Genomic DNA, 12,558 nt, shown 5'->3' with positions numbered 1-12,558 from the left:
ATGCTGCTGTCCTACATGCTGGGAAGCATCCCCTTCGGTCTGTTGCTGACGGCAGCGTCCGGGCAGGGCGATATCCGTCAGATCGGTTCGGGTAATATCGGCGCGACCAACGTCCTGCGCACGGGCAACAAGAAGCTGGCCGCAGCGACGCTCTTTCTGGATGGTCTGAAAGGTGCGCTCGCCGTGCTGATCGCATGGGTGATGACGCCGCCGGAGCTTGGTGATCGTGCCGCGTCTCTGGCAGCGATCTTTGCCGTGCTGGGCCACTGCTTTCCTCTCTGGCTTGGTTTCAAGGGGGGAAAGGGCGTGGCCACGGGACTCGGTGTCGTGCTGGCGATGTCGCCGCTTACGGGGCTGGCCTGCTGCCTCATCTGGCTGATTGGCGCGAAAGTGACGCGTATTTCCTCAGCCGGAGCGCTGCTGGCCTTCGCCTGCATGCCTGCGATCCTGTTTTTCCTGAATGGGCATTCCTTTGCCGGATCGGAAAAGCCGTTAGCCGGGGTGCTGGTCGCCTTCATCATCTTCATGAGGCACCGCACCAATATCGCCCGGCTACTGAACGGGACCGAACCCAGAATCGGCCAGTCGTCACGGTGAACGACGACGGGCGTCTGAATCCCGATCTTCCCGCGCTTCTGCGGCTGGCCCGCACCGAGAATGTCGGGCCGGTGACATGGCGTCGGCTCATGCACGATCATCCGTCCGCGGAAGAGGCGCTGGCGGCATTGCCGGAACGGGCGCGGCGCGGTGGTCGCAAAGGGCCGCTCCGGATTCCTGAACAGACAGAAATTGAGCGTGAGATCGAGGGCGTCCTGTCGCTTGGCGGCAGGATCATCACCCTGTTCGATCCTGATTATCCGCCGCTACTGGCAGAACTGCCTGATTCGCCTCCCATTCTTTCCATGCTCGGTAATCCGGCCTGCCTGTCGGCTCAGCGCAGCGTGGGAATCGTGGGGGCACGCAATGCCTCGGCGGCAGGAATGCGATTTGCGGAAAGTCTTGCGACCGAATTGTCCCATGCCGGAATCACGGTGATTTCTGGTCTGGCCCGCGGGATCGACGCGGCGGCGCACCGGGGTGCGCTGCATGGTGAATTTCCTGAATGGGGCAGTTCGGTCGCCGCGATCGCAGGTGGGCTGGATGTTGTCTATCCGGCGGAAAATGCTGCCCTGCAGGCATTGCTTGCGGAAAAAGGTGCGGTGGTGACGGAAGCGCCGCTTGGCACTCAGCCTCAGGCGCGGCACTTCCCCCGACGTAATCGTCTCATTGCCGGTTTGTCTCTTGGCACGGTCGTTGTCGAAGCCGCGATGAACTCGGGCAGCCTGATTACAGCGCAGCTTGCCGATCGGTACAGCCGTGCTCTTTTTGCAGTGCCGGGATCGCCGCTCGACCCGCGCTGTCGGGGCAGTAACGATCTTTTGCGCACCCGCAATGCGCATCTGGTCGAAACGATTGAGGATATCCTGCCTTATCTTCGCCATTCTCATGCGGCAGCGGAACAGATGTTACCCGGGTTTGCTGAGGCTCAGGAGGAATGGGGCACCCCCTCCATGGCGGGCGGTGCAGGCCTCGATCGTGTGAGAAGAATGATTCCTTCACTTATCTCATTCACACCGGTCCCGGTTGACGATCTGGTGCGGCGCTGTCAGGTCTCGGTCTCGGCGGTTCTGACGGTGCTTACCGAACTTGAGCTTGCCGGCCGGGTGGAGATGCTGCCCGGAGGAGCTGTTGTCCAGTTGATGCCTGACGGAACGGGGTGATTCTTTCTCCCCACCGGTCTGGCGCGGAGAGAGCATGACTGACGTCGTCGTGGTTGAGTCGCCTGCCAAGGCGAAGACGATCAATAAATATCTAGGTGACGGTTATACCGTTCTCGCCTCGTTCGGACACGTCCGTGACCTGCCGCCAAAAGACGGGTCCGTTCTGCCGGATGAAGATTTCGCCATGAAGTGGCAGTCCGATGAGCGTGGCCAGAAGCAGGTTGCGGCCATCGTGAAGGCCCTGAAGGGCGCGCATACACTGTATCTCGCCACTGACCCGGATCGGGAAGGTGAGGCGATTTCCTGGCACGTCAAGGCCATGCTGGCCGAGAAGAATGCGCTCAAGGGTGTGAACGTCCAGCGTGTGACGTTCAACGAGATCACCAAGGGCGCCATCAAGGAAGCGATGGCGCATCCGCGTGACCTCGATATGCCGCTGATCGAGGCCTATCTCGCCCGCCGTGCGCTCGATTATCTTGTCGGCTTCACACTCTCACCCGTTCTGTGGCGCAAACTGCCCGGTTCGAAGAGTGCCGGGCGTGTGCAGTCGGTCGCCCTGCGTCTGATCTGCGAGCGTGAAGCCGAGATCGAGGTCTTCAAGCCAAGGGAATACTGGACGGTCGGCGCGACATTCCTGACGCCTGCCGGTGCGCCCTTTACAACCCGCCTGACGCATCTGGGCGGCAAGAAGCTCGACCAGTTCGACCTCGCGAATGAAGAACAGGCCTTCGCCGCACGGGATGCGGTGCTGGCTGGCACGTTTGCGGTCAAGTCCGTCGAACGCAAGAAGGTCAAGCGCAACCCGCCACCGCCGTTCACGACGTCCACACTCCAGCAGGAGGCCTCGCGCAAGCTGGGCATGGGCGCGCAGAACACCATGCGGACGGCGCAGCAGCTCTATGAAGGCATCGATCTGGGTGGTGAGACGGTCGGCCTGATCACCTATATGCGTACCGATGGTGTCACGATGGCCGGCGAGGCAATCGCTGACATTCGTCGTCATATCGGCAAGGATTTCGGCGCGAACTACGTGCCTGCCCAGCCGCGTGTCTATTCGACCAAAGCGAAGAATGCGCAGGAAGCGCATGAAGCCGTGCGCCCGACCGATGTCAGTCGTACACCGGCTTCGGTTGCGAAATATCTCAGTGACGAGCAGCGGCGTCTGTATGAACTGGTGTGGAAGCGCGCTGTCGCAAGCCAGATGCAGTCTGCGGAACTGGATCAGGTGGCTGTCGATGTGGCCGATCAGCCCGGCAAGACCGTGCTGCGCGCCACAGGTTCCATCATCGCATTCGATGGCTTCCTGAAACTCTATACGGAAGGCCGGGACGAAAGCGACAAGGCGGCTGACGACGAAAGCCGTATGTTGCCGCCGATGAACGAGCGTGATCCGCTCAAGCGTGGCGATGTGGAGGCTGAACAGCACTTCACCCAGCCGCCACCGCGTTATTCGGAAGCGTCGCTGGTCAAGAAGATGGAAGAGATCGGCATTGGTCGTCCTTCCACCTATGCTTCCATTCTGACGGTTCTGAGAGACCGTAACTATGTGCGTCTGGAAGCCCGGCGCTTCATGCCGGAAGATCGCGGACGACTGGTCACGGCGTTTCTCGTCTCCTTCTTCGAGCGTTATGTCGATCCGCAGTTCACGGCGGGTCTTGAAGAGCAGCTTGACGATATTTCCGCTGGTCACGCTGACTGGCGCAAGGTGATGAGCGCCTTCTGGCAGGCCTTTTCCGCTGCGGTCGCGCAGACAAAAGACCTGACCATTACCGAGGTCATCGACGCACTCGATCAGGATCTGGGTTCGCACTTCTTCCCGCCGACGACGGACGGAACCGATCCGCGAGTCTGCACCTCTTGCGGTACAGGCCGGCTCGGGCTGAAACTCGGACGCTATGGTGCGTTCATTGGCTGCTCCAACTACCCGGAATGTCAGTACACCCGGAAACTGGCCGTCGAAGGCGGTGAGGGTGACGGCAGCGAAGAGCTTAAAGACGGGATGAAGCTGCTTGGTCAGCATCCGGTCACCGGTGAGGACATTGTGGTCAAGCGTGGGCCCTGGGGACTTTATGTCCAGCAGGGCGAACCCAACCCCGAGGACAAGAAGGCCAAGCCGAAACGGGCTTCGCTGCCGAAGGGGTTGAGTCTGGAGAATCTGACGCTGGATCAGGCTGTCGGACTTCTCAGCCTGCCCCGGATTGTGGGCATTCATCCGGAATTCAATGAGCCGATCGAAGCCGGATTGGGGCGTTTTGGTCCGTATGTGAAGATGGGCGCGATCTACGGCTCGCTCGACAAGGACGATGATGTTCTGACGGTCGGGTTGAATCGGGCCGTGGACGCGCTGGCCAAGAAGATCGCCTCGATCCGTAACCTTGGGCCGCATCCGAAGGATGGCGAGCCGGTCATGGTGCGCAAGGGCCGGTTCGGGCCGTATGTCCAGCATGGTCAGGTTGTCGCCAATCTGGCGCGTGGCGAAAGCATGGACGATGTCACGCTGGATGGCGCTCTGGAACTGCTGGCCGAGAAGGGCAAGCCTCTGAAGCCGAGAGGCAAGGCTGGCGCAAAAAAGACGACCAAAACGGCTGCCAAGACCACAGCGAAGAGCAAGGCCAAGGCGGAGGGCGACGCCGAAAAGCCTGCAAAAAAGGCGACGAAGGCGAAAGCGACCACTGCGGCAAAAAAGAAGCCTGCTACCCGGAAGAAAGCAGCGACTGCGAAAGATCAGACGTCCGCTGAATGAGGGCTGATACAGCGACATCCCTGTCCTCGGGCGTAGGTCTGCCGGACAGGGATGTTCTGGCGCAGATCCTCCGGGAGACCTCTGTGCCGTTGACCGCCGGGCAGTTGCTTCGTCGGCTCGGGCTACCGCCTGATCGCAAGAAACAGGTGCGGGCCGTGCTGCATGCGATGGCGCTTGACGGCGTGTTTCGGGAAGAGGCCCTGCTCGGAAAGCTGCGTGGCGAACCGGATCTGCCTCTGCTGGCTGAAGTTGTCATCACGGGGCACGACCGGCACGGTGCGCCGTTCGGCAGGATTGCGGCTGATGAAGCACTTGGCAGGCGGGCTATGGCGAAAGGCAGTCAGCCAATTGTGTTCGTGCATCCACCTCCATCAGATGAGCCGCCTCTTGTGGCTGGAGCGCGTGTGCTGGCGCGTCTGCGGTCAGTTGGTGCGAGCCGCTACGAAGCCCGGATAATGAAACGGCAAGAACCTGTCTGTTTCGTCGGTATTTTCGGCGGGGAAGAGGTGCGGGCGTGTGACCCGCAGAGCACCTGTCGCCGCACGGTTCCGGCAGAGGACCGCCCCGGTCTGAAAGAGGGCGATCTCGTTCAGGCGGATGATGATGGCCATATCCGGCAATGTTTCGGCAAGCTGGATGACCCCTTGGCTGTCGCGGATATGGGGCGCGCGGAATACGGCCTTCCGAAGGCGTTTCCATCGGACGTGTTGGCCGAGGCGCTGCACCTGACCGCGCCGGATGCGGGGCCGTTCCCGGCCGGTCGTAAGGATTTCCGCTCGATTCCATTCGTGACAGTCGATGGTCCGGATGCCCGTGACTTCGATGACGCCATCTGGGCACAGCGTGAGGGCGAGGGCTTTCGGCTGCTCGTCGCCATTGCAGATGTCTCCCACTATGTCACGCCTCATTCAGCGCTCGACGAGGAAGCGCGGCGACGCGGACATTCTGTCTACTTTCCCGACGGCGTTGTGCCGATGCTGCCCCCGCGTTTGTCGGAAGATCTTTGTTCGCTTCGACCAGACGAAGAGCGGTTCTGTGTTGTTTTCGACATGCGTTTCAACGCCGAAGGGCTCCCGACAGATACCCATATCGATCGTGGTGTCATGCGGAGCCGCGCTCGTCTGACCTACGAGCAGCTTGAGGCAATGCGAGAAGGTAGACTGCCTTTCCTCCACGACGATCTGGGGCCTGCGTGGGTCGATACGCTGTATGTGGCGCATGAAGCGTTGCGGGCAGCGCGTATCCGGCGCGGCTGTCTACAGGTTGCAGACAGGGATCTGCTTCGTGTGGAACTGGACAGGCAGACCGGGCGTTTAGGTGTTTCGGATACCCGTCCACTTGAAAGCAGGCATCTTGTCGAGTCCTTCATGATTGCAGCTTGCCATGCCGGTGCACAGGTTTTGCGTGACAAGGAGAAAACCGCGCTTTTCCGGTCTCACGCCGATGCCAGCGCTGTGGCGGATGCGCCACGTCTGCCGGCTGTTTACGCCGCTGAACCAGCACGTCATGCGGGCCTGCAACTGGATGTTTATGCGCATCTCACCAGCCCCATCCGTCGGTATGCAGATCTGACAAATCACCGGATGCTTCTGGAAGCGATTGCTCCGGAAGGGCAGCCTGCCCAGGCGGCCTCTGCTGATGACGGAGATCTTCTTGCCCTGGCTACCCATCTGACCGTGACCGAGGCCCGGGCAGCCGAGGCTTCCACGGCCACGCGGCAACGTCTGCTGGCGCTGTGGTTATGTCAGGATCAGGAGAGGATCTGGTCCGGCCATGTGACTGGTGCGACCCCGGATGGCGCTCTGGTCACATTGACGGAAACGCAGACAACCGGTCTCCTTCCCTTCAGGGAAAATGCAGACCGAAAAATGCTTTCGGATTCGTGTGGGGGAAGTGAAGCGTGTTCTGGCGCAGCAGCGTCCTCTCCGGAGGCATGGGCACTCTTTTCCCTGCGAAAGGGGGCCGTCGTGCGTGTCAGAATCGCCGGTCTGTCACGCGACGTCTTTCAGTGCATCTTTCAGTGCGCCGGGTTTTCCGCATGAGAAACCGAGGTCTGTCCGTGATGCTTTCTTCAGACCATCGGGGTTTCCTTAAACTTCGGCCGGTAATATTGCCGCTGGCTGTCGCGGTGTGGCTGCTGACCTCAGCCGTCTGCGCCTACGCGGCAGCAACGCCGGAAGAAGAAAAGGACGGGGCTCATGCGCCCGCTGTTCCCGTGGTTGGTCCGAAGGATGCGGGCAGGGAGACAACCGTACCAACGAATGAGATCGCTGTCGGAGAACAGGCGGCAGAGCAGAAGGACGCTCCACTGCGACTGAACACCAGTCTCATGCGAGCGGTCATCCAGACAGCGCTGGAGTTTTTACAGCCCCGGACTCTCCATCCGTATGATGTACGTCAGTTGTGTCTCTGGGGACTTGGAGGCATCAGCGCGCTGGATCCGGCCCTGCGCGTTGTCGAAGTTCCGGATGGCATTCAGCTCATGCAGGGGCAGTCAGTTGTTCTGAAGCGTCCTGCTCCTGTCGCGAACAGTTCGCGGGACTGGGCCGCGCTCACGACCGATTTCCTCCTGTCCGCCACCGAGCATTCATCGGTTCTGCAGAACGTGCAGGGAGACGGGCTGACCCAGAGTTTCTTTGACGAGCTTTTCAATCATCTCGACCCGTATTCCCGCTATGTCAGCCCGACACCCGCTGACACTGATCGGACCGTGCGGAGTGGCGGCAATGCAGGAATCGGCATTACGATTGATGAACAGACCGTTCCTCCTTCAGGCCGGAACAGAACAGCATCACGTCACCTGATTGTAAGTGCTGTCAACACCAATGGCCCCGCATGGCCAGCCGGTGTCGATGTTGGCGAAAGGATAGTTGCCGTTGACGGGCACAGCGTGGTGGGCCAGTCGGTCGAGCAGGTCAATGCTCTTGTTTCTGGGGCTCCCGGAAGCAGTGTGTCGGTGCGGTTTTATTCTCCGACGCTGAAACGGACGCGCACACTGCAATTGCGACGGGAAAGAATTCCGCCCGAGACGGTCTTCGCTTTCAGCGCCGGGCCGTTGGTGATCATTCGCATCACATCCTTTTCTTCCGAGACTGCGGAGGAAATGAGTCAGTATCTCGATCAGGCGACACAGGACCGTCATCTGCGCGGAATCCTCATCGACCTGCGGGGCAACAGGGGCGGGGTGCTGCAACAGGCTGTCACCGCTGCGGCCCTCCTGCTGGACAATGGCGTGGCGGTTGTCACCAAGGGACGTGATCCGCAGGCGAATCATGTCTGGGCCGTGCAGGGCGGAGACATGACCAATCATCTCCCTGTTGTCGTGCTGGTGGACGGTCGTACGGCGAGCGCTGCTGAAATTCTCGCGGCGGCCCTGGCCGATCATCACCGCGCCGTGGTGGTGGGAAGTTCGACAATGGGGAAGGGACTGGTGCAGACCGTTGCCCAGTTGCCCGATCGTGGTGAACTGTTCGTGACATGGAGCCGCGTGATCGCGCCATTGGGCTGGCCACTTCAGGGACTGGGCGTCATGCCACAGGTCTGCACGAGCCGGGGAGCTGCGGACACGGAGAAGCAGATGGCTGCTCTGCGGGCTGGCCATACGCCGGACGGCGCATCCGTGGGGCAGTCACGCAGTGTTCGTTACCCGGTGCCTGTCTCCCGGATCCTTGAAATCAGGAAAACCTGTCCGGCGGCGCTTGGAGGCGACCTTGATCTGGATGTGGGACGTGATCTTCTTGAAACACCGGCTGCCTACAGGGCAGCTCTTTTCATGATTCCTGATGAGGCGGATACGGCCGGAATGGAAGCTGAATGAGCGCAGAACCCCGTCTCAGGACCGGTTTATGGGTCAGCGCCGTGTTGCGGCAGGCCAATTCCGCGGGATGCCCGGCATTTCGTCGTCGTCGTGGAGACGAGGATGCGGGAGGCGTTCTCGCCATCCTCACCTCGCGTGACAGAAAAACTGTCGTGCTTGCACAGACTCGTGCGCCGGATGGTTCTCCGGCATGGATAAGGGGAAGCGGCGCCGATCCTGTCGATGAGGCGACTGCGGAGGCCTATGTGGAAAGACAGGTCGGGCGTGATCCGGACCTGTGGGTCCTTGAATTTGAAACCGAGGATCTGGCGCCTCCCTTCGAGGCCGTCTTGCTTTAACCCTTCAGGCGTTGCATGAGAGCCACAGATGCATGGTAAGCCGCTCGGCCCATGCAACCTCCGGCGCTCTCCGGGTTTGCAGACATGTTGAGAAAACGGCGCTAAATGCCGGGCGACTGAGCAGAATTTTCAGAGTTGAAAGTCTTGTGGACGGTGTTGCGAGTTGCGCGAAGGTCTGGTTTCGGCAAAACAAGGCCATGTGATAGTGCAGTGACATTGCACCGGGTCGAAGCGTCCGGTCGATATCGGTGCAGATGTGAGGAGAACATGATGAAGCTGCGTAACGGGTTTCTTACGGGATCAATCCTGTCGGCGCCGCTTGTCGTCCTCGCTTTGTCCGCTGCTGCTAGCGCCCAGCCTGTGCAGGGTCTGTATATTGCGGGTGAGGGTGGTGCGACTTTCAATCAGGACCAGCAGGTTCGTCTGACTCACAACATGCCGAGCGGACGCGACACCTGGAAAACAGGTGCTGTCGGCATAGGCTCGATTGGTTACGGATTGGGTAACGGCTTCAGGGTGGAACTTGAAGGCAATTACCGGAACATGGATTACCGTCGGCTTTCCTCTGCCACCGTCTCCACAAAGGGCGATGGGCGTCGCCAGACGTCAGGCCTGATGGCCAATGCCCTGTTTGACCTGGATATAGGCCAAAACTGGCTGTTCCCGTATTTCGGCGCGGGTGTCGGTTACGGCTGGACCCACATGCATACGAGCATCACAGGCCTTGATCGCTCGCTCACCGAAGAGGTGCGGGGCACACATGGCGGTTTCACCTATCAGGGAATTTTCGGCCTCGCTTTCCCGGTGCCGTGGGTCGTGGGACTTTCCGCAACAGCCGAATATCGTTTCTGGACCATGCTGGCACCGCAGGGTTTCCATGCAACGGCGCTTGGCACGGTTGGTGGTCGCAATACGGTCAAGGAATATGGGCTGGCTGAAAATAACCGCAGCACGGCAACGGACTTCAATCATTCCCTGATGCTGGGCCTGCGTTACGAGTTCAATCCTGCACCGCCGCCTCCGCCGCCAGCGGAAGTCAGTCCCGCACCAATGCCGACAGCGGCCAGAACCTACCTTGTGTTCTTCGACTGGGATGAGGCAGGGCTTAGCGACCGGGCCCGGTCGATTGTCGCTGTGGCCGCTCAGGCATCCGGGCATACGGCTCTGACCCGCATTCAGGTCTCAGGGTACACAGATACGTCCGCGGCCCATCAGGGACCGCGTGGTGAGCATTACAATATGGAACTCTCCATCAAGCGCGCCGAAACGGTCAAAGCGGAGCTGATTCGTGATGGTGTGGCTGGTTCCATCATTGATGTGCAGGGATATGGCCAGACTCACCTGATGGTTCCTACCGGTCTGGGCGTGAGAGAACCTCAGAACCGGCGTGTAGAAATCGTTTTGCGCTGAATGGTTGATCTGTCGTCCCGGTTATCAAACTGGGCAACATTTAACTCTTCATTAAAAACGGGGCCGGAAGGCCCCGTTGTCGTATTCACAGTCCGTTGAAAAGGGACGTGGAGAGATAACGTTCAGCAAAAGAAGGGGCGATGGCCACAATGGTCTTGCCCTTGTTCTCAGGCTGATGCGCCAGCGTGACCGCAGCATGCAGAGCCGCACCTGATGAAATGCCAATGGGAATGCCATCCAGACGGGCGCAGCGTCGAGCCGCAGCAATAGCTTCCCGTTCCGAGACTGTCATGACACCATCAAGCGCGCCAACATCGAGCGTGCGGGGGCAGAAGCCGGGGCCGATACCCTGAATGCCGTGTGGCCCCGGTTCATCGCCATTGAGAATGGCGCTTTCAGCGGGTTCGACACCAAAAACCTCAAGCCCTGGTTTTTTCTTTTTCAGGGCGTGCGCAATGCCTGAGGCCGTGCCGCCCGTCCCAACGCCAGCGACGACGACATCGACTGCTCCAGCCGTATCGACCCAGATCTCCTCAGCCGTTGTCTGCTCATGCACGAGCGGGTTAGCCGGATTGTCGAACTGCCCCGGCATCCAGGCGTCAGGTGTGGTCTTGAGAATTTCCTGCGCCCGGGCAATGGCGCCCGCCATACCAAGACGGGAAGGAGTTAGCTCGACCTGAGCATCCATCAGCCGAAGCATTTTACGACGCTCGATGGATGCGCCCTCCGGCATGGTCACAATCAGGCGATATCCACGCGAAGCAGCGACAAACGCAAGAGAGATGCCCGTGTTGCCGGATGTGGGTTCAACCAGAACGCTCTTTCCGGGCGTGATAAGCCCCTGTTCTTCTGCCGCCAGCACCATGGCGGCGCCGATGCGGTCCTTCACTGACGCGAGAGGGTTAAAAAATTCAAGCTTGAGAAGAATACGGGCCTGAAGCCTGTCTTCTTCCATCATGCGAGGCAGGCCAACCAGAGGAGTGCCGCCGACCACATCCACAATGGAATCGAAAATCCGTCCACGAGGAGGGGCAAACTTGAAATCAATATGGTCGGCTGGCGTCTTGGAGACCATTGCATAACCTCTTTTCTGGCGCTCTCTGCCGGCAGGACAGGGGTTTGAACCGTGCCGCCACGGAGAATCGATCTGGCTGAAGTCCTGAACAGACATCGCTTCCCGCAAATCGGGATATGCTGGTGAAATAGCACGACAGAGCAATGTGGATAAGTGTTGCTTTCATTGCTTTTCACTTTCATGGCATGGATATGTCGCCATCGTGAGGATTGTCGGCTAATTGTCGGCGGAATGAATGGCTTTGGGGAAGGCTCAATGTTTTTGCGACGCGACCGTGCAATGACCGGCGTTATGATCATGCTGGATGTTGCATTTTATGCGGGGCGGACCGGTACCGTGAACGCAGCGGACATTGCCCAGAGAGCCGGGCTGGTCCGACGGGGTATTGAACCCCTGCTGCAGATGCTGTCCCGCTCATCGCTGCTGGAAAGCGTCAGGGGACCACGGGGAGGGTATCGGCTGGGGCGTCCGAGAAGGGATATTTCCATCGCGGAAATCGTCTCTACGGTCGTGAACACAGATCCCGAGGCCGATGATGGCTCTTCAGGCGATCTCTACCAGAAGGTTCTTGATCCTTTCTGGCGCGAAGAAGATGAGGCGATTACAGCCAGATTGCGTGAAGTCACGCTGGATGATCTTGTCAGGAAGGCCGAAACGGCCGGTCTGCGTCGGCCGCTGACAGAACCGATCACCTTTTCGATATAACGCCCTGATGCACTGTCAATCAGTGCATCAGGAAAATCATCCAGGGTCTTGAATAAAGTGCGCAGACTTAGCGTTTGCGTGCTTTTGTTACCGTGCGACGTTTGGTTGTCGTCGTCGCCTTGCGCGTTTCCTTGCGCTCCGGTGTCGGGGCGCTGACGGCTGGCTTTGGTATGACCACGCCTGTTGCATCAACCGTGACATTGACTGTCAGGTTGTCGCGCTTCTGGCCGGGGCCACGGATCAGCACAACCGAGAATTTGTCCGGACCGGAATAGGCCATGACCGGCGTGTAGGCGATCTGTGTCTGCCCATCGAGCGTGTAAAGGAACGCCTTGCCGTGCTCAGGCGTGGGTGAAACGCCAAAGGAGGCATAAGCGCCGCCATCGGGCGGGGCGACGGCCAGAACGCAACGACCATCATCGCTGCGGACAGTCATGGTGGCTACACGATCGCCCTGGGCGTCGGTCGTCGGTTTGGTGGTCTGGCAGACGGCGGATGTTTTCATGTAGCCGAATGGATCAGGCGATCCGTAACGACCGCTCTGAAGCGGACCATGATTACATCCGGCCAGAAAGCTGGTGGCCAGCACAGGCACGGCTAGGACTTTAAGACGCACGTATAGGCTCCGCTTATCGCTGTTGACAACTGGGCGGACTGGCGGCGAATCCACCGACCGCAATGAAATCCATCACGCTCTAGAGCATCCGACT

The 12,558-nt window shown here is 59.8% G+C and carries 10 protein-coding genes; 8 read left to right on the top strand and 2 right to left on the bottom strand.

Features of this window, described 5'->3' with window-relative positions; genetic code table 11:
* The 7 genes from plsY (at position 1) to EMQ_RS03695 (ending at position 10,068) form a co-directional block, all read left to right on the top strand.
* A complete protein-coding gene (plsY, locus tag EMQ_RS03725; RefSeq protein WP_048874224.1) occupies positions 1-597 on the top strand; it encodes a glycerol-3-phosphate 1-O-acyltransferase PlsY in 597 nt (198 codons plus the stop codon).
* Positions 594-1,760: a DNA-processing protein DprA gene (gene dprA, locus EMQ_RS03720; RefSeq protein ID WP_010666273.1), complete on the top strand. Its 1,167-nt coding sequence runs from the start codon at positions 594-596 to the stop codon at positions 1,758-1,760. The genes plsY and dprA overlap by 4 nt, the downstream gene beginning before the upstream one ends.
* 34 nt (positions 1,761-1,794) lie before the next feature.
* A complete protein-coding gene (gene topA / locus EMQ_RS03715; protein ID WP_010666274.1) occupies positions 1,795-4,503 on the top strand; it encodes a type I DNA topoisomerase in 2,709 nt (902 codons plus the stop codon).
* Positions 4,500-6,545 (top strand): RNB domain-containing ribonuclease, encoded by a 2,046-nt coding sequence (locus tag EMQ_RS03710; protein ID WP_010666275.1) that lies wholly within the window; start codon positions 4,500-4,502, stop codon positions 6,543-6,545. Before topA ends, EMQ_RS03710 begins: the two co-directional genes overlap by 4 nt.
* A 20-nt stretch (positions 6,546-6,565) precedes the next feature.
* Complete coding sequence (locus EMQ_RS03705; RefSeq protein WP_035350053.1) at positions 6,566-8,320, top strand: S41 family peptidase; 1,755 nt, start codon at positions 6,566-6,568, stop codon at positions 8,318-8,320.
* Positions 8,317-8,658, top strand: coding sequence for a DUF1491 family protein (locus EMQ_RS03700; protein WP_010667695.1), 342 nt, complete (start codon positions 8,317-8,319; stop codon positions 8,656-8,658). The genes EMQ_RS03705 and EMQ_RS03700 overlap by 4 nt, the downstream gene beginning before the upstream one ends.
* A gap of 270 nt (positions 8,659-8,928) precedes the next feature.
* Entirely contained in the window at positions 8,929-10,068 is a 1,140-nt protein-coding gene (locus EMQ_RS03695; protein WP_018308442.1) for an OmpA family protein, read from the top strand.
* A gap of 85 nt (positions 10,069-10,153) precedes the next feature.
* Here EMQ_RS03695 and cysK read toward each other — a convergent pair whose 3' ends face one another.
* A complete protein-coding gene (gene cysK, locus EMQ_RS03690) occupies positions 10,154-11,143 on the bottom strand; it encodes a cysteine synthase A (protein ID WP_010667697.1) in 990 nt (329 codons plus the stop codon).
* A 255-nt stretch (positions 11,144-11,398) separates the two neighbouring features.
* On the opposite strand from cysK, the gene EMQ_RS03685 reads away from it, so the two are divergent.
* Positions 11,399-11,848 carry an RrF2 family transcriptional regulator gene (locus tag EMQ_RS03685; RefSeq protein ID WP_010667698.1) on the top strand — a complete coding sequence of 150 codons (450 nt, stop codon included), beginning with the start codon at positions 11,399-11,401 and terminating at the stop codon, positions 11,846-11,848.
* A gap of 67 nt (positions 11,849-11,915) precedes the next feature.
* Here EMQ_RS03685 and EMQ_RS03680 read toward each other — a convergent pair whose 3' ends face one another.
* Positions 11,916-12,464, bottom strand: coding sequence for a hypothetical protein (locus tag EMQ_RS03680; protein WP_010667699.1), 549 nt, complete (start codon positions 12,462-12,464; stop codon positions 11,916-11,918).
* Positions 12,465-12,558 lie beyond the last annotated feature (94 nt).

Origin of the sequence: Acetobacter aceti NBRC 14818, from assembly GCF_000193495.2 — a bacterium.
GTDB classification, from domain to species: Bacteria; Pseudomonadota; Alphaproteobacteria; order Acetobacterales; family Acetobacteraceae; genus Acetobacter; species Acetobacter aceti.
This window is presented reverse-complemented; position numbering and strand designations above follow the sequence as displayed.

Coding starts and splice junctions, on each gene's coding strand:
- EMQ_RS03685 (WP_010667698.1), top strand. CDS start 11,399: ATGTTTTTGCGACGCGACCGTGCAATGACCGGCGTTATGATCATGCTG.
- plsY (WP_048874224.1), top strand. CDS start 1: ATGCTGCTGTCCTACATGCTGGGAAGCATCCCCTTCGGTCTGTTGCTG.
- EMQ_RS03710 (WP_010666275.1), top strand. CDS start 4,500: ATGAGGGCTGATACAGCGACATCCCTGTCCTCGGGCGTAGGTCTGCCG.
- topA (WP_010666274.1), top strand. CDS start 1,795: ATGACTGACGTCGTCGTGGTTGAGTCGCCTGCCAAGGCGAAGACGATC.
- cysK (WP_010667697.1), bottom strand. CDS start 11,143: ATGGTCTCCAAGACGCCAGCCGACCATATTGATTTCAAGTTTGCCCCT.
- EMQ_RS03700 (WP_010667695.1), top strand. CDS start 8,317: ATGAGCGCAGAACCCCGTCTCAGGACCGGTTTATGGGTCAGCGCCGTG.
- EMQ_RS03695 (WP_018308442.1), top strand. CDS start 8,929: ATGAAGCTGCGTAACGGGTTTCTTACGGGATCAATCCTGTCGGCGCCG.
- EMQ_RS03705 (WP_035350053.1), top strand. CDS start 6,566: ATGCTTTCTTCAGACCATCGGGGTTTCCTTAAACTTCGGCCGGTAATA.